At 63.0% G+C, this 16202-nt stretch carries 14 protein-coding genes; 5 read left to right on the plus strand and 9 right to left on the minus strand.

The genetic code is table 11. From position 1 onward, the window contains the following. Positions 1-89: 89 nt before the first annotated feature. Positions 90-2240 (plus strand): tetratricopeptide repeat protein, encoded by a 2151-nt coding sequence (locus ACEN8U_RS05665; RefSeq protein WP_310108289.1) that lies wholly within the window; start codon positions 90-92, stop codon positions 2238-2240. Positions 2241-2252: 12 nt separating this feature from the next. Here ACEN8U_RS05665 and ACEN8U_RS05670 read toward each other — a convergent pair whose 3' ends face one another. The 4 genes from ACEN8U_RS05670 to ACEN8U_RS05685 all read right to left on the minus strand — a co-directional run bounded on the left by ACEN8U_RS05670 (position 2253) and on the right by ACEN8U_RS05685 (position 4439). Next, entirely contained in the window at positions 2253-2669 is a 417-nt protein-coding gene (locus ACEN8U_RS05670; RefSeq protein WP_310108287.1) for a DUF1801 domain-containing protein, read from the minus strand. A 24-nt stretch (positions 2670-2693) separates the two neighbouring features. After that, positions 2694-3221, minus strand: coding sequence for an SRPBCC family protein (locus tag ACEN8U_RS05675; protein WP_013590583.1), 528 nt, complete (start codon positions 3219-3221; stop codon positions 2694-2696). After that, entirely contained in the window at positions 3218-3553 is a 336-nt protein-coding gene (locus ACEN8U_RS05680; protein WP_310108285.1) for an ArsR/SmtB family transcription factor, read from the minus strand. The genes ACEN8U_RS05675 and ACEN8U_RS05680 overlap by 4 nt, the downstream gene beginning before the upstream one ends. 595 nt (positions 3554-4148) lie before the next feature. Next, positions 4149-4439 carry a hypothetical protein gene (locus ACEN8U_RS05685; RefSeq protein ID WP_310108283.1) on the minus strand — a complete coding sequence of 97 codons (291 nt, stop codon included), beginning with the start codon at positions 4437-4439 and terminating at the stop codon, positions 4149-4151. Between the two features lie 650 nt (positions 4440-5089). Here ACEN8U_RS05685 and ACEN8U_RS05690 point away from each other — a divergent pair. Further along, positions 5090-6583 (plus strand): alkaline phosphatase family protein, encoded by a 1494-nt coding sequence (locus ACEN8U_RS05690; RefSeq protein WP_310108281.1) that lies wholly within the window; start codon positions 5090-5092, stop codon positions 6581-6583. Positions 6584-6634: 51 nt separating this feature from the next. Here ACEN8U_RS05690 and ACEN8U_RS05695 read toward each other — a convergent pair whose 3' ends face one another. Then, positions 6635-9019 carry a DNA polymerase II gene (locus ACEN8U_RS05695; protein WP_310108279.1) on the minus strand — a complete coding sequence of 795 codons (2385 nt, stop codon included), beginning with the start codon at positions 9017-9019 and terminating at the stop codon, positions 6635-6637. Positions 9020-9203: 184 nt separating this feature from the next. Here ACEN8U_RS05695 and ACEN8U_RS05700 point away from each other — a divergent pair, with 184 nt between their 5' ends. Beyond that, a complete protein-coding gene (locus tag ACEN8U_RS05700) occupies positions 9204-9629 on the plus strand; it encodes a PRC-barrel domain-containing protein (protein ID WP_013590577.1) in 426 nt (141 codons plus the stop codon). A 75-nt stretch (positions 9630-9704) separates the two neighbouring features. Here the strand turns inward: ACEN8U_RS05700 and ACEN8U_RS05705 are convergent, their stop codons facing one another. Beyond that, positions 9705-10715 (minus strand): DUF2891 domain-containing protein, encoded by a 1011-nt coding sequence (locus ACEN8U_RS05705; protein WP_310108277.1) that lies wholly within the window; start codon positions 10713-10715, stop codon positions 9705-9707. 313 nt (positions 10716-11028) lie between these two features. Here ACEN8U_RS05705 and ACEN8U_RS05710 point away from each other — a divergent pair, with 313 nt between their 5' ends. Beyond that, positions 11029-11274, plus strand: coding sequence for a hypothetical protein (locus ACEN8U_RS05710; RefSeq protein WP_309588221.1), 246 nt, complete (start codon positions 11029-11031; stop codon positions 11272-11274). Between the two features lie 21 nt (positions 11275-11295). Here ACEN8U_RS05710 and ACEN8U_RS05715 read toward each other — a convergent pair whose 3' ends face one another. Both ACEN8U_RS05715 and ACEN8U_RS05720 read right to left on the minus strand, forming a co-directional pair. After that, on the minus strand, positions 11296-12024 hold the full coding sequence (locus ACEN8U_RS05715) for an OmpW/AlkL family protein (RefSeq protein ID WP_310108273.1): 729 nt from the start codon (positions 12022-12024) through the stop codon (positions 11296-11298). A 405-nt stretch (positions 12025-12429) separates the two neighbouring features. Then, positions 12430-13581 (minus strand): MBL fold metallo-hydrolase, encoded by a 1152-nt coding sequence (locus ACEN8U_RS05720; RefSeq protein ID WP_310108271.1) that lies wholly within the window; start codon positions 13579-13581, stop codon positions 12430-12432. A gap of 83 nt (positions 13582-13664) precedes the next feature. Here ACEN8U_RS05720 and ACEN8U_RS05725 point away from each other — a divergent pair, with 83 nt between their 5' ends. Next, positions 13665-14279, plus strand: a complete 615-nt coding sequence (locus ACEN8U_RS05725; RefSeq protein ID WP_310108270.1) for a TetR/AcrR family transcriptional regulator — start codon at positions 13665-13667, stop codon at positions 14277-14279. A gap of 22 nt (positions 14280-14301) precedes the next feature. On the opposite strand, the gene ACEN8U_RS05730 is transcribed toward ACEN8U_RS05725, so the two are convergent. Next, positions 14302-16071 carry a SulP family inorganic anion transporter gene (locus tag ACEN8U_RS05730; RefSeq protein WP_310108267.1) on the minus strand — a complete coding sequence of 590 codons (1770 nt, stop codon included), beginning with the start codon at positions 16069-16071 and terminating at the stop codon, positions 14302-14304. Between the last annotated feature and the right edge of the window lie 131 nt (positions 16072-16202).

Genomic DNA, 16202 nt, shown 5'->3' on the forward strand with positions numbered 1-16202 from the left:
GATCGCTTAATCTGCGTGGTACATGTCGGCCTTTTGGCAACACGGGCGATCCCGCACGTGGACGTCGCACTCGCAACATGATTGGACTCATGACTCTCGCCCATCCGCTCGCCTCCTCCATCGCACAACTGAACCAGCGCGCAATCGCGTTGTACGCCGCCGACGATTTTGCCGCGGCATTGTCGGCGGTCATGCCCGCCGTCGAGTGCGACGACAGCACGCTGGACGAGGCGGCGATACAGGCGATGGCCGACGCGCTCAACATTGCGGGCGCTTCGTCGTGCCGTCTGGGTCAGGTGGACGCCGCCGAGCGTCATTGGCGCCGATGTCTGCGCATCATGCCCGGCTACGCCGAGGTTTATGAAAGTTTCGGCGCATTGCTGAAGATGCGCGGCCGGCTGTCCGCAGCGAAGGCGGTCTACCGGCAGCTCATCGCGTTGCAGCCCGATCATGCGGACGCTCACCATCAGCTAGGGGCTGTACTGTACGCGCAGGACCGGCACGAGGAGGCCGAGGCGTCGTACCGGCACGCAGTGACGCTTCGTCCGGAGCATGCCGAGGCGCACTATAACCACGGTGTCGTGCTGCACGCGCTGCGGCGTCTGCACGAAGCCGAGGCGGCGTACCGCGAGACACTGCGGCTTTTGCCGGCGCACGCGGAGGCACATAACAATCTCGGCAATGTGTTGATGGACCTGGGCCGTGTTGCCGATGCGGATGCGGCCTACCGCGACGCGCTCACCATCAGGCCGCAATATCCGGAAGCATTGAATAATCTCGCGGGCGCGCTCAAGGCAGCGCAGCGCCTGACTGAAGCCGAACTCGCCTGCCGGCTTGCATTGACCATGCGCCCGGATTACGCCGAAGCTCACGTCAATCTGGGCGCGGCGCTGACCGATCTGGCGCGGCTGCCCGAGGCCGAGGCGGCCTACCGCAAAGCCATTGCGTTGCGCGCCGATTACGCCGAAGCGCATTACAACCTCGGCGTCGTGCTCTTCAAGCGGGAACGCCTGGAGGAGGCCGCGGCCGCCTATCGCGAAGCGGTGCGCCTGCGTCCCGACATCGCGCCCGCCTATAACAACCTCGGCTGCGTGCTGCGCCTCGTCGACCGTCTGCCTGAAGCCGTCGAAGCGTTCCAGCAAGCGCTCTCGCTTCAACCCGATCTGGCCGAAGCGCATTACAACGTGGGCGCCGCGTTTGCGCAACTCGGGCGTTGGTCCGAAGCGGAAAGCGCTTATCGCCGCGCGCTTGCCTTGCGCTCCGATTACGGCGATGCGCGCTTCGGGCTCGCGGTGTTGCTGCTCGGCATGGGGCGCTTCGAGGAGGGCTGGCCGCTCTACGAGTGCCGCTATCAGCAGGCGGGCTTCGTGCATCGGCAGACTGTACAGCGGCTCGCCTGTCCGCAGTGGCAGGGCGATGCGCTGTCCGGGCGCTCATTGCTCGTCTGGCAGGAAGATGGCCTTGGCGACATGTTGCAATTCAGCCGTTATTTCGCATTGCTGAAGGCACAAGGCGCCGCGCATATCGCGTTTGCCTGCATGCCCGCGCTGCAAAGATTGATGTCGCGCGTCGACGGCGTGGACGCGGTGCTGGATCACGACACGGCCGCCGCGCGCGCGTCGAGCTACGACTGCTGGACGAGCCTGCTGAGCGCGCCGCTGCATATGCGTACCACGCTGGACACCATTCCGCGGCCGGTCCGGCTCGCCGCCGAACCGGCGCTCGTCGAAAAATGGCGGCCGTTGCTTGATGCCTTGCCGCCGGGCCGCAAAGTCGGTCTCGTGTGGAAAGGCAATGCGAGGCATCACAACGACGCGAACCGTTCCATTCCATCGCTCGCCACGCTTCTCCCGCTATGGAGCGTGCCCGGCCTTTGCTTCGTGAGTCTGCAGAAAGGGCAGGGCGAGGACGAAGCGAGCAACCCGCCCGCTGCTCAGCCCCTGCTTCACGTTGGTTCGATGTTGACCGATCTGGCCGACACGGCGGCCATTGTCGCTCAGCTCGATCTGGTGATTTGCGTGGATACGTCTATCGCCCATCTTGCCGCGTCGCTCGGCAAGCCCTGCTGGGTGATGCTGCCGGAAAAGGACGTGGACTGGCGCTGGATGCACGCGCGCAACGATTCGCCGTGGTACCCGCACACGCTGCGGCTCTTTCGCCGCGAGCGAGGCGACGACTGGGCGACGACGGTCGAACGAGTCCGGCAGGCGTGCGTGGCGCGCTTCGGCGTGCGCGATTAGTTGTCCGTGCAGCTAACGGGCGCGCTTCGGCTTTGATTTCTTGCTGGACGTGTTGAGCGCGATCGCTGCGTGAATGAGCGCCTTGAATGCATCCCCGTCGAGTTCTTCGCCTTCGCGGATGTCGATTGCCCGCCTCGCATTGCCGTCGAGACTCGAGTTGAACAGCTTCGCGGGGTCCGGCAGCGAGGCGCCTTTCAGGAAGGTGAGTTTGACGACCGATTTGTAGGACTCGCCGGTGCAAAGGATTCCGTCATGTGACCAAACGGGCGTGCCCATCCATTTCCATTCTTCGGTTACGTCCGGATCGGCCTCGTGGATGAGCTGGCGCATTCTGCTCAGGGTCGCGCCGCGCCAGTCCGCGAGATCTGCGATTCTTTGGTCTATCAGTTCCGAGGCCGGCTGTGATTCGGCAGACGCTGATCTGTTCATATTGTTCTCCTAAGCTTTTTCGGTTCAGAGGCCGAATTGCTTCGCGTACTCGCTGTTCAGCCGCGGCCATTCGAAATTCATCGCATCGCCGGCAACGATACGCCCAAGCGGATCGTCGGCGAGGAAATGATCGAGCACGTCGAGGCAGATATGCCAGCCGGCCGCGCCCATCGAGATGAACTTGCGGTCGATGTTGTGCCACAGCGTGAGACGCGTGCCGTCGCCGAGCGGCTCCAGTTGCCAGCGAAGATCGTTCTCGCCCCAGCGGTACTCCAGCACATTCGGCGCATCGGCACGCGTGATCTCTGTCTCGGAGACCTGCGGAGTGGGCGTGCCGACCGTGGAAAGCTTGACGGGCCCTACCGATGCAAGGCTGCGGTCCGCGTCGAACGGCGCCCATTCGCGCAGGCTCGCCGGGTCCGTCAGCGCGTGCCAGACCCGCTCGGGAGAATGACGCAGCTCGCGCACGAGCACGAGCGTCCACCTGTCTCCGTCTTTCTGAACTTCCGCGCCGGCGGCAGGGCCGGGCCTGTATGCGTTGCGATTGCTCATCGTTTCTTCTCCTTGCGGCGTGGTGCGGGATGGGTCTGATCGAGATGACGCTCGAGCGCGTCAAGATGAACCGACCAGAAACGGCGGAATGGGGCGAGCCACGCGTCGATCTCCATGAGCGGTTCCGGTTTGATCCGATACAGGCGCCGCTGCGCGTCGACGCGCGACTCCACGAAGCCCGCCTCTCGCAGAACGCGCAGGTGCTTCGAAACGGAAGGCTGCGAGAGGTTGAGCTGCTCCTCGATATCGCCCACGGACCGCTCCGAAGATGCAAGCAGACTGAGAATGGCGCGACGGCTCGGCTCGGCGATGATGGCGAAGGTTGAGTCCATGGTGTTTATATACCTCGTGAGGCATATAAGTGTCAACTCGCGGGGACGGCCAGATTCGCGACGCGAAGCACGCACGTGGCTGCGCCGCTGTCTGCCGGCCATGCTGCTGACAATGAAATGTGCGTTGTATTTAGCGACGGCGACGGCATCGCCGGGCACGAGAAACCGGCCGGTACGGCAACGATTCGTAATTCGTTCGGCCGCTCATTGGAAGACGTCGCGCGACAACGCGACAGGCGGTGTGATCCGTGCCGAACCCGGCGCCGGATAGATAAGGGTTAATCCTGGCAGCGAATGGCGCGCCCGGAACGGTTGCACCGACGTTGCCGCAAGTCCGGTGCAACCATGCCATGGGTCGATGTAACCCCCGGCAACCCGTGCTCGAACCCTTATTCTGCGATGGAAAACCGCGCCGGACGGCTTTGGGTCGACTCGGTGGGCCGCTCGACACGCGCCGTGGCGCCGCGAATGAACAACACTGCGCAGAACGCGACCATCGCCCAGATGCCAAGAATTACCGTCAAAGCGCTCATTTCGTGTCTCGAAGATTGGAAACTGCTGTTGTTGTGTTGCCCGAGCCGCTATGGCCGGCCGGTTAGTGCATCGTGGGTTGGTCGGTGCCGCAGGAAATCAGCTCGTCGATCAGGTGCGTCGCGACGCCAAGCTGCTGTACCAGCGACTCCCGCGCTGCATGCGCCGCACTTTCATCGCCGCGCGCCGCTGCATTGTACGTCTGCATCGCGAGATGCAACACATTCTGCGAAGCGAGATGCAGCCCGTGCATGGTCTGGCTGTCGGTTGCCGGCGCCGGGTTGCGCCATTCGGCCGTTGCCGGGTCGTAGAGGCTTTCGTCGAACTGGCGATTCGGGCGATGACGGGAAGACATGTGGAGCTCCAGGGCGCGATTGGCACGATGTCAGTGTGCTCCCGGCAGCCGCACTTCAATTCGTCGAATAGAGGGTGTTTTTGAAGGCAATCAAGGGCATGGGCGGCACGCCGGAATTCGTCTGCAGAAACAGCATGTCTTGGGCCCGACGCAGACGCGAGTGGCTACCGGCGGATCCCGCATGTCAACCTTACCGATAAGCAGATCCGGTGATAGCGCAGATCTCTCCAGGTGTTTGCCCGATACAAGCGAAACCGATGCGACCCGCGTGACTTGCAGAGCTATTTCGCGCACAAGCGCGTATCTGTCGAAGATAGTCAATTCGGATGCCAGAATAAAACGCGGCTTCCACCGAAAGCCGGGAGCCGCGAGCTGGCGCGCGGCGCAATGCTCGCATCCCACGCTTCTACAGCAATGCGATGTTCAGTCGCCACGCCCCGGTCGACCGGTTTGCTTTCGGCGTCGACATCATTCACCGCTTCTAACCGATTAGCCGGTTCGACGCTGTGCAAGAAGCCGGGCGGCAGGTGAGCCCGGTTTTCTTCGCGGAACGGTTATTGCTCCCGTGTTGCACGAAATCGAATGGCGGTACCCGCGCCGCCCGCGAATTCTTCCGCGAAAACAGCAAGCAATTAACAAGGGAGACAATCATGACGACCAAACCCACGACCTTGGCGACGCCGGCCGATCCGGCCGATCCAGGCCGCCGCAAGATTCTTGCCGCGCTTGCAGGTTCCATCGCACTGTCGGCTTGTGGAGGCGGCGGCGGCGGTGGCAGCAGCGGCGGCTCGGGTTCGGGCGCCCCCCAGCCTGTCGGCACGATTCCGCCCGACCGCGCGAATCTTGCGCGCCCCGCGCTGCCTGATCCGGCCACCTCGGGAATCGATCACGTGGTGCTGGTGACCATGGAAAACCGCTCGTTCGACCACTTGATGGGCTGGGTGCCGAACGCCGAAACTGCACAGGCCGGCCGAACCTTCAAGGATGCGTTCGGCGAAACGCACGCTTCCTTTGCGCTCGCAACGAACCCCGCGTATGGCTATCAGGCATGCTCGTTCGCCGACCCCAATCATTCGTACGACGCTGGACGCGTTCATCTTGCCAATGGCGCCATGAACGGCTTCCTGCTGACACCCGCCACGAGCCTCACGCGTGGCGATCTGCTGCCGATCGGCTATTTCCAGTCCGCGGATCTCGACTTCTATCGCGGCGCGGTCACCCAGTACACCGTCTGCGACTACTACATGAGCGGCATTCTCGCCGACACCTATCCAAACCGCGTGTATCTGCACAGCGGGGAAACGGACCGCCTGTCGGACACGCTCGACACGTCGTCGCTACCGACCATCTGGGACCGCCTCGACGCGAAGGGCATTTCTTCGACCTATTACTTCCACGACGTGCCGTTTACCGCGCTGTACGGCACGCGCTATGTGGGCCGCTCCAAGCTATTCTCCGAGTTTCTCACCGACGCGGCGGCCGGCACCTTGCCCTCGTTCTGCATGGTCGATCCGAGCTTCGGCGGTGAGGCGCAGGGCACGTCCAACGACGACCACCCTCATGCCGACGTCCGCAACGGCCAGGTGCTGCTCGGTCAGATCTACGACGCGTTGCGCACGAGCCCGAACTGGAGCAAGACGCTGATGATCATCGTGTACGACGAGTGGGGCGGTTTCATGGAACACGTGGCACCGCCGGTCAAGCCGGTGTCCAGTGCGGAAGCCGCGCTCGGCAACGACGGCCGGCTCGGTTTCCGCGTACCGTGCATGCTGCTCGGCCCGCGCGTGCGCGCCAACTACGTGTCGCGCTATCCGTTCGATCCCAGTTCCATTCACCAGTTGCTCGCCTGGCGCTTCGGCCTCGATCCGCTTGGCGTGCGTGCGAGCGATTCGACGACATTCAATATGGCATACGCACTCGACTTTACCGATCCCGCGCGCACCGACACGCCGGCCATTGCGGTGACTCAAGGCACGTTCGGTTCCGCCTGCTCCAATATCTCGACGGCGACGTCGGGCGCGAGCGGCATCGCGCAACTGGACAAGAGTCAGTTGGTGCCCAATACGGCGATCAGTGCGCCGGGAGGCCGTTTTGCGGAGTTGCGGACCAAAGCGGACGCGTTGGGCTTTCCAGCGCCGAAGTAATCAGTTGCAATTGAGAGGATCGGCTTGCCGCTGCTCGCGCCGCGTCGAAAGTCAGAACAACTGCTTTTGGCCGGACGTGAGCCGTGTAAAGTCGTCGCGCAGCAGCGGCAAGATTGCATCCGCAACGGGTTGCAATTGACGCGTGAGGTAGTGTTCGTAGTCGATCGCAGAACGCAGTGTTTCGAGCGGCTCGGGGCCGGCAATTGTCATCACGTAGCTGATCCAGCCGCCGTTCTGGTATTGCAGCGGACGGCCTTGCCGGCGGTTGAATTCGTCGGCCACGCGGGCGGCGCGCACATGCGGCGGCACATTGCGTTCGTAGTCGCCAAGCGGTCTGCGCAGGCGCTTGCGATACACGAGCTGATCGTCGAGCTTGCCGGCGAGCGTATCGCGCACATAGTCGCGCACGTAATCCTGATAGGGCTGCTGCGTGAAGATGCGCCTATAAAGCTCTTGCTGGAACTGCTGCGCGAGCGGCGTCCAGTCGGTGCGTACCGTTTCAAGGCCCTTGTAGACAATCTCTTCGTGTCCGTCCGCCGACACGGTGAGCCCGGCGTAGCGCTTCTTGCTGCCTTCTTCCGCGCCGCGAATCGTCGGCATGAAAAAACGCCGGTAATGGCGCTCGAATTGCAATTCGAGCGCGCTGTCGAGCCCGAAGCGCCGTTGTAAATCTTGCCGCCACCATGCGTTGATATGTTCAACGAGCGCACGTCCGATGCGGCCCGCGTCGTCTTCGTCATGCGCGTGCCTGAGCCAGACGAAGGTCGAGTCCGTGTCGCCGTAGATGACTTCATAGCCTTCGGCCTGGATCAGCTCGCGTGTGCGGTGCATGATTTCATGGCCGCGCATGGTAATCGACGAGGCCAGACGCGGGTCGAAAAAGCGGCAACCGGTTGAACCCAGCACGCCGTAAAACGCATTCATGATGATCTTCAGCGCCTGCGAGAGCGGCTTATTGTGCTCCCGCTTGGCGGTTTCCCGGCCTTGCCAGACCTGGCCCACGATCGACGGCAGACAGTGGCGCGTGCGTGAGAAGCGCGCGCCGAGAAAGCCCGGCACGGACTCATCGTCGCCGGGATGGAGCATGCCTTCCACGAGCCCGACCGGGTCGATCAGAAACGTGCGAATGATCGACGGATACAGGCTCTTGTAGTCGAGCACCAGGACCGAATCGTAGAGGCCCGGGCGTGAGTCCATGACGAAACCGCCCGGACTCGCGGCGCCGGCCACATCGCCGACGTTGGGCGCCACATAGCCTTGCCGGTGCATTCGCGGCATGTACAAATGCGTGAACGCCGCCACCGAACCGCCGCTGCGATCGGCGGGCAGGCCGGTTACGGTGGCGCGTTCGAGCAGAAACGGCAGCAGTTCCGTTTTGGCGAAGATGCGCGTAACCAGTTCGCAGTCCTTCAGGTTGTATTGGGCGAGGGCGGGTTTGTCCTCGTCGAAGCGGCGCTGGATTTCATCCATGCGCTGATAGGGATTGTCGATGGATTTGCCTTCGCCCAGCACGGCTTGCGACACATGTTCGAGGCTGAACGACGGAAAGCTCCACGTGGCTGAACGCAGCGCCTCGATGCCGTCGATAATCAATCGTCCCGGGGCGCCCGCGAAATAGTGGTTCTGCTTCAGTCCGTGCTCGCGCCACTCCATCACGGCGCCGCCGCGTCCAAGCCGCAACGGCACGCGGTATTGTTCGGCGTGCTGCTGTAGCACCCGCAAGTCGAACTGCACGAGATTCCAGCCGATGATCGCATCGGGATCGTGCCGCTCCATCCACGTATTCAATTTTTCCAGCAGCTGTGCGCGCGTTTCGCAGTATTCGAGGTCGAAGTCGAGCTTGCCGGCATCGCCGTTCGGCGGGCCGAGCATGTACACCTGGCGCTGGCCGCAACCTTCGAGAGCGATCGAATACAGCTCTGCGTGAACACTGGTCTCGATGTCGAGCGACACCAGCCCCAATGAAGGCCGATAGTCCGCAGCCGGTTTCAGCTCGCCATTCACGAGCGCCTTGTCGCTCTTCCGCTCGCCGCTGAACCACACCGGCGCGGTGATGAAGCGCTCCATCATGTAGCGCTCCGGCGGAAATATATCGGCCTCGTAAACCTCCACGCCGCCTTGCTTCAGGCGCTTCTCGTAGCCGGTCAACTGGCGATATTGCGGACAGTAAAGTCCCAGCACCGGCCGGTGATGAAAGTCGCGCAGTTCGAGGGAGCGCAGATCGAGCGGTGCCTCGCGGCGCAAAATCGTTTCGGCGCGTTCGCGCTGTTCCGCAGGAATGAATGCAACCGATGTTTGATGGCGCAAACGGATGTGACGGGGCCCGGCGTCCGTTGCCAGCCAGAAATCGACTTCGGTACCGGCGGGCGTGTCCCGCCAATGCCGCGTCAAGATGAAACCCTGCTCGAACTCTGTCAAACCCACCACCTGTGCCATGGGAACGGCGCGTCGTCGCCTGATGCGATTTTACCGCCAGGCGCATACAGCGGCGCCCGGCGCTCGCGGGCGCTCATGTCACCGGGCATGCAGCGGCGCGGCGTAGCCGGTATGATGGTTTCGCAGCGTGTGTTTCGGCGCGATCATGCGCTGGTCAGTCTTTTAAAACAGCGGAGTATATGAAATGACTTTGGGCAAACTTCTGGTGGCGGCTGCGGTGGCCGCAGCGAGCTTCGGCGCGCACGCGCAGGTCGCGGGCACGCAACCTCTTGGCGTGACTGTCGAGCAATCGAATGCGTTGTTGAGCGGCTGGAGCGTGAAAAAGAGCATTCTCGGCAAGGCCGTGTACAACGATCAGAACGAGAAGATCGGTTCGATCCGCGATCTCGTGGTGGCGCCGGACGGCTCGCTGTCCGCAGCGATTGTCGCCGCAGGCGGGTTTCTCGGCGTTGCGTCGCATGATGTAGCGGTGCCGATTGCCGCGCTCGACATTCGTTCGGGCAACTTTTATCTGGCCGGCGCGACGAAAGCGGCGTTGAAGGCCACGCCCGAGTTCCAGTACAACAAGGTACAAACGCCGCCGAAGCCGAAGAAGCTGTCGGCGCAGTGATGCACAGCGCACGGTGACTTCGGAACGGGACCGTCCCGTTTGCAGGCTGGACGCACGCGCCGGCCTGCGCGTCTTTCACGCCTCGAGGGCGAGGGTCGCGAAGGTGCCCAGCCAATGCTCGCCCATGTAGTCTCCGGCCACATGAGGCAGCGCACTTTGCAAATGCCGCTCGGCGGAATCGAGCAGGGCGGCCCGGCGGATGTCGCCCGCGGGCAACGCGCGGGCGAGCGAGCGCTGGCACCAGGCGCGACTCAGATTGAGGCCGTCCAGGTGCGCAATCTTGCCGTCGGTGCGGTCCGTAACGGTGACCGGCTCGAATAGCGTAGCGGGCTTTTTCGCGCCCAGATCGGGCAGAAAGCGTCCGAACCAGTCGACGAATTGTGCGGGCGGCAAAACGCGCCGCATCAATTCCGCTTCCATCAGCGAGGGCGAGAGGAATTCGTCGCCGGCAGGCTCCCACGCCTGGCACCCCACGTCATGCAAAAACCAGCGCTCTGCAGTGCTGACGATCAACGCCTCCAGCGAGCCGTGCGAGGTTTGTCGCGCGAAATCGAGCGTAAGCGCGAGCGCGAAGGCCATGTTGAAATGCGTGCCCACCCGCAACGGATAAGTGGCTTTGGGCAGGAACGTCTCGAAGCGCTCGACGAAAACCTCGGTAAGCGGCGCAAAGGTCTTCGACCAGCGCGCGCCGTGCGAGAGCTTCAACGCATGCAGTTGCGCGCTGAGCGTGAGCAACCACGCCCAGCCATACGGCCGTTCGAAGCCGAGGTTATGCGGCAGGTCGAGGTAAGCCCGCTCGCCGGCGACATTCGCAGCCGTGAAGTGCTCGTCGACCACAGCGACGATATGTTCGGCTTCCGGCAGATCCGGAAAGCGCTCGATAAGATGAAGAACCAGCCAGTAGCCATGCACGCACGAGTGCCAGTCATAGCTGCCGTAAAAGATGGGATGCAACGCGCGGGGGCTTTGCACGTCTTGCGGGCCGGCGAGCGAGTGCGTGAGTTTGTTCGGATATTCGCGCGTGAGGTGAGCGAGCGCGAGATTGGCGAATCTGGAAGCGAATTCGCGGGTGAGCAGGGCGGTCATCGGCGGTTCCTCGAAAGCGGAATACGAACAGGCCACTAGTATCGTATTGGCGGCGCGCAATAGCAAAGCTCTGAACGTTGTGCGCTTGCGGATGCGCTGTCGATATTCTAGCCGCAGCAGCGGGAATGTCGCGATATCGGCATTTGCCGAAGCGAACTGCGCGTAATTGCGGCTAAAGCTGCCGTTAGCGTTTTTGCTGGCGCGCGCGCAAGACTCTCGCGGGAGACGGCGAGCGGAACGTGTTTCTTTCCGGTTCTTTGCGCGGTGGCTGCGGTTTATATGTGCGTGCTATGGTCGCGCTCCGTCCCAAGTCATGCGTCTTTCCGCCGACAACACGAAGATGGAGCAGTTCTTTATGCGGCGCGCGAGCGCCGTCAATTTCCTGCTGGCGCGCCGGCGCGTGTGCCTCGATAAGATTGCGTGCGCAACGAGTCCGGAGTTGGAGCGCGAGCGCGAAGTGGAGTTAATCGAGCGTCTAGTACTTGACGTTCGCGCCGGGCGGCTCAGTACTTTCGAAATGATGCATGCAAAAGCGGTGACGGTGGTCGTCACCGATTGAGCGTCCGCTATACGGGCGGCTTCAGAAGCGATAGCCGACGGAGACAAACGACACGATCGGATCCAGCTTAAGTCTGGTCGTGCTCGTGACCGTGCCGACCGAGGACTTCGTGGTCAGCGTCGCCCGCGTGGAGAGCCACATATACGAGAGCGACAGGTCGACCGACCAGTGCTTGTCGACGTTATACGAGAAGCCCGCATTGACCACGGGTGCGAATGAGCTGCCGAGCCTGGCGGTTGTCGTGCCCTCCAGTGCGGTGCCATATGTGGATGAATAAAGAAAGCTGCCGCTCGACACGGCCGGACTCAATTTCACGCCGCTATACCAGACGTACGCTGCCCCAGCGCCGAGATAAGGACGGAACCGGCTCTGCGGATCATTGAAGTAGTACTTCATCAGCAGTGTCGGGCTCCATTCGTATGCGGACCCGATCTGCCCGAGTGCCGCCAGCGAACCGGTACCGGTCAGATTGAACTTCGGCGGAATGCCGAACACGACGGTGGTCGCAATATGATCGGTGAAGAAATAGGTCGCCGTGAGACCGAACGTGTCCGAATCGTCGACTGTTGCGCCTGTGCCGGTTTTCGTGACGCTCGTGCCCAACGCATTGACCGTCAGCGGTTTGCTCGAGTCTTGGGGCGCGAGATGGAACCACCCCGCGTTCAGCACGAAATCGCCGGCGCTTTGCGCGTGAGCGGCAGTACCCGTGAACAGTGCAGCGGCCAAACCGAATACCCGTGTGTGCTTCATCTTCGTCTCCTTCTGTCTGTTATGAGTGGTTCGCCAGGGACGATTCTATGCGTGCGGTCGTTCGGTTTGTCGCGTGCTTTATTGAACTTTGCCTCTGTAATCTGGTAAGGATTTAAAGCTTGCAGTCGTCAGGCCAAAGCCAAAAGCCCACTGGTTAGAGTGGGCTTCCGGTTGCCTTTTTTGAAAGAGAGAAATGCGCTCTCGCAGAGAATAAATCGCGATGACGCGGGGCTATTTAACCCTGCCGCAAACATGCGGCGCAAGCGTTAAAGCCGAGTTCTCAGGCTTGTTTGTCTTTTGTTTTCTTACTTGCTGCGAATGGCGTCAACGAGGTGATTGTCATGCCGGAAGACAAGTCATCCGTGCGTCCAGTACTGAAAGCGGAAAGCAACAGAGCGCCCCGCCTCACGCATTGCCCCTCGAATTGGCCCGCGCCGCGCTGCTGCACGTGAAGAGCCGTGCTAAGAGGCCGCGCGATACTTCCGGTGCCTCTACTACATCCATCACATGGCGCCACCAACGCTCGCCGCGATGCGGGGCCGCGAGATCGAGCCGCTCGCCCATGCGCGGTGTCGAAAGCGCGACGCCGCGCGCCGCGGCGAGTCCGAGTACGCGCTCGAACGGCTCATACCACCGGTGCATGGCGAGATCGAATGTGCCGTTGTGAATCGGCACGAGCCAGCGGCCGCGCAGATCGACATGGGCCTGCACGGTGTCTTCAGGCTGCATGTGGACATAGGGCCACTGTGCGTCGTACGCGCCGGTTTCCACGAGTGCCACGTCGAACGGCCCGAAGCGCTCGCCGATCGTCCTGAAGCCGTCGAAGTAGCCGGTGTCGCCGCTGAAGAACACGCGCAGGTCGTCGTCGACGATGACCCACGAGGCCCACAGCGTGCTATTGCCGTCAAAGAGGCTGCGCCCGGAAAAATGCTGCGCGGGCGTCGCCGTGAATGCAATACCGCCGACGTCCACGCTTTGCCACCAGTCGAGCTGACGCACCTTGTTCGCGTCGATACCCCATTCGATCAGCCGGTCGCCGACGCCGAGCGGCGTGACGAAGCGCTCGGTCGTGGCGGCGAGCGCGAGCACGGTTTCGCGGTCGAGGTGATCGTAGTGATCATGCGAAAGAAGCACGCCGGCAAGCGGCGGCAGATCGGCGAGCGCGATAGGCGGCGCATGAAAACGCCTCGGACCGACGCGACGGAACGGCGAAGCGCGTTCCGCGAACACCGGATCGGTCAGCCAGAACCGGCCGCGCAACTTGAGCAACAGGGTCGAATGTCCGAGCCGGTAAAGGCTGCGGTCGGGCGCCGCGTGAAGATCGTCGCGCGTCAATGCGTCGATGGGTAGGGCGCCTTGCGGCACTGTGCCCGAGGGCTTGTTCAACAGCACATTCCACGCAATGCGTAACGTCTTGCCGAATCCTTCGACGGGACGCGGCTTGACGTTGCGAAAGCGCTCGCCGTCGTGCTGGGCCGAGAGGCCGGACAGCGCGCGCCCGCGCCTCGCGGCGTGAACCCCCAAGGCACGGCTGATGGAGTCGAGAAACGATGTCATGTACGCCGCCCCGAAGTCGAAAGTAGACTGAGGAGTGTACTTTATAATCTCAAAAAGTAAACTGCCCGGTGTAAAATTTCCGGATGGACCCCACCGTCACTCATCAACGCCTGACCGACCGCAAGCGGGTCGCCGTGATTGCCGCGGCGATCGACGAATTTCTCGCGGCGGGCTTCGACGGCACCAGCATGGACCGCATCGCCGCGCGCGCGAACGTCTCGAAGCGCACGGTCTATAACCATTTCCCGAGCAAGGAAGCGCTGTTCGCCGAAATCCTGCGGCAGTTGTGGGACGCGAGCCATGCCGGCGACGCCTTTGCCTATCGGGCGACGGTACCGTTGCGCGAGCAACTGGTCGAACTCTTGATGCGCAAGTTGCGGCTTCTCAACGACGAATCGTTCCTCGCGCTTGCGCGCGTGGCGATCGCCGCGGGCATTCATTCGCCGGAACGCGCGCGCGACATGGTCGCGCGCCTCGGCGAACGCGAAGAAGACATTACCGTATGGATACGCGCGGCCGCAGCGGACAAACGTCTGCGGATTGCGGATCCGGGGTTCGCCTCATCTCAGTTACAGGGCCTCGTCAAGGCGTTTGCGTTCTGGCCGCAGGTGACGATGGGCCAGCCGCCGCTCAGCGAGACCGAACAGCAGGCCATTGCCGATTCCGCCGCCGACATGTTTCTCGCGCGCTATGCCTGAGTATGCATGAGCACCGGCGCGCTTACGCTTCGTCCTCCCAATCGTGCCATTCGACGCGATAAGCCCGCACATAATCGCTGACCGCGGCACCCACGGTCGGCATGAAACACCGTTCCCCGAGCCGCTCGAAAATGCCGTAGCGTTTGAGGCTGTCCTTGACCGGCCCCTTCAATTCCGCAAAGCAGAGCTCGATGTGCATCGCCTCGAGCTGTTCGACGAGTTCGGCCAGCATGTCCGCAGCGGTGATGTCGATGTCGGTCACTGGTTCGGCGGCAATCACGATGCGGCGTGTGGGCGCAGGTGCAGCGTCGATCGCCTGTTGCACACGTTCGCGGAAAATCTGCGCGTTGGCGAAAAAGAGCGGCGCGTCCCAGCGCAGGAGTACGAGCCCCGGCACGCGCCGCGCATCGGGATGCCGCGCGATATCGTGGTATCCCTTCACCCCGTCGACGCGCCCCAGCACCGCCGCATACGGCCGCCACGCGCGCCACAGAAACATCAGCACGGCGAGCGCCAGCGCGATCCCCACGCCTGTCACGACGCCGGACAGCACGACGCCGAGGAAACAGACGACTGCCTGCACGAGCTCGCCGCGCCGCAGGCGATATAGCCGCAGCACGCCGCGCGTTTCGAGCAGGCTCAGCGAAGCGGCGATGACGACAGCCGCGAGCGCGGCCTGCGGCGTATTGCGCAGCGCCTGCGGCGCGAACAGCAAAAGGCCGGCGACGACTGCGGCGGCCACCAATCCGGTGAGTTGCGTCTTCGCTCCGGCGGCCTCCGCGACCGGCGTGCGCGAGCCGCTTGCGCTGACGGGAAAGCCCTGAAACAGCGCGGCAGCCACATTCGCGACGCCGATTGCGAAGCATTCCTGATTGCGGTCGACGTGTTGCCCGCCGCGCAGTCCATACGTTTGCGACAACAGGCTCACGTCGGTCAGTGTGACGAGTGAAATCGCCAACGCGGTCGTGCCGAGCGCGAGCCACTCGCCCAATGCGAGCAGTGGAAATTCAGGCGCCGGTAGACCGCGCGGCACGCTACCGACGACGGCAATGCCCGTACGTACCGCCAGATCGGCCCACGATGCGGCCAGCGTGGCCGCCACGACCGCGATAAGAACGCCAGGCAGTCTGGGCGCCCAGCGCCGACAGGCCAGAATCACGACAAGTGAGCCCGCGCCGATGGCGAGCGCCGCGCCGTTGATCTGTCCCGCCAGTACGCCGCGCGCCAGTTCGTGGACCCGCGCGAGGAACGATTCACCCTTCACCGGAAGCCCCAATATTTTGGGTAACTGACTAATTATGATGGTCAGCATGATGCCGTTGAGATAGCCGTGGCGTATCGGCGTGGAAAGGAGATCGGCGATATAGCCGAGTCTGAGGAGGCCCACGGCTATGCACAGCAGGCCAGAGAGCAGCGCAAGAGCGCCCGCCAGCATGACCGCCTGCGGGCCGCCGTGCGGTGCGAGCGGTATCGCGGCCGCGAGAATCAGCGCGACCAGCGCGGAATCCGGTCCTACCACGAGGATGCGGCTCGAGCCGAACACGGCGTAGGCGACGAGCGCCGCAAGCGACGCATACAGGCCCGCCACAGAAGACATGCCCGCAGCCTCCGCATACGCCATCCCCGCCGGCACCAGCACCGCGCTCAGCGTGACGCCCGCGGCAGCGTCGTGCGGCAGGCAGGCGAGCCGATACTCGCGCATCCACGTGAGCGCCGGAATCCAGCGCGGGAGCCGCGCGAGAACGCTTGCGTGACGCCGCGTCACCGGCGGCTCTGTGTGAACTTTACCCATCTGCACGGAGGATCACCTCGCAGGTTGCATGTGCGGACGTTCGTCTCCATGCGAGGCGGGCTCAAAACGGGCGCAAGTCATGCATGCGTTAACCGTATGCGTTGTCGTCTTTACCTTGCCATGCGAACTCG

The organism is Paraburkholderia phenoliruptrix (genome assembly GCF_047325075.1).
GTDB lineage: Bacteria > Pseudomonadota > Gammaproteobacteria > Burkholderiales > Burkholderiaceae > Paraburkholderia > Paraburkholderia phenoliruptrix.

Bases quoted from the DNA above. Each gene is read 5' to 3' on its own strand.
- ACEN8U_RS05665 (WP_310108289.1), top strand. From the start codon at position 90: ATGACTCTCGCCCATCCGCTCGCCTCCTCCATCGCACAACTGAACCAG.
- ACEN8U_RS05670 (WP_310108287.1), bottom strand. From the start codon at position 2,669: ATGAACAGATCAGCGTCTGCCGAATCACAGCCGGCCTCGGAACTGATA.
- ACEN8U_RS05675 (WP_013590583.1), bottom strand. From the start codon at position 3,221: ATGAGCAATCGCAACGCATACAGGCCCGGCCCTGCCGCCGGCGCGGAA.
- ACEN8U_RS05680 (WP_310108285.1), bottom strand. From the start codon at position 3,553: ATGGACTCAACCTTCGCCATCATCGCCGAGCCGAGCCGTCGCGCCATT.
- ACEN8U_RS05685 (WP_310108283.1), bottom strand. From the start codon at position 4,439: ATGTCTTCCCGTCATCGCCCGAATCGCCAGTTCGACGAAAGCCTCTAC.
- ACEN8U_RS05690 (WP_310108281.1), top strand. From the start codon at position 5,090: ATGACGACCAAACCCACGACCTTGGCGACGCCGGCCGATCCGGCCGAT.
- ACEN8U_RS05695 (WP_310108279.1), bottom strand. From the start codon at position 9,019: ATGGCACAGGTGGTGGGTTTGACAGAGTTCGAGCAGGGTTTCATCTTG.
- ACEN8U_RS05700 (WP_013590577.1), top strand. From the start codon at position 9,204: ATGACTTTGGGCAAACTTCTGGTGGCGGCTGCGGTGGCCGCAGCGAGC.
- ACEN8U_RS05705 (WP_310108277.1), bottom strand. From the start codon at position 10,715: ATGACCGCCCTGCTCACCCGCGAATTCGCTTCCAGATTCGCCAATCTC.
- ACEN8U_RS05710 (WP_309588221.1), top strand. From the start codon at position 11,029: ATGCGTCTTTCCGCCGACAACACGAAGATGGAGCAGTTCTTTATGCGG.
- ACEN8U_RS05715 (WP_310108273.1), bottom strand. From the start codon at position 12,024: ATGAAGCACACACGGGTATTCGGTTTGGCCGCTGCACTGTTCACGGGT.
- ACEN8U_RS05720 (WP_310108271.1), bottom strand. From the start codon at position 13,581: ATGACATCGTTTCTCGACTCCATCAGCCGTGCCTTGGGGGTTCACGCC.
- ACEN8U_RS05725 (WP_310108270.1), top strand. From the start codon at position 13,665: ATGGACCCCACCGTCACTCATCAACGCCTGACCGACCGCAAGCGGGTC.
- ACEN8U_RS05730 (WP_310108267.1), bottom strand. From the start codon at position 16,071: ATGGGTAAAGTTCACACAGAGCCGCCGGTGACGCGGCGTCACGCAAGC.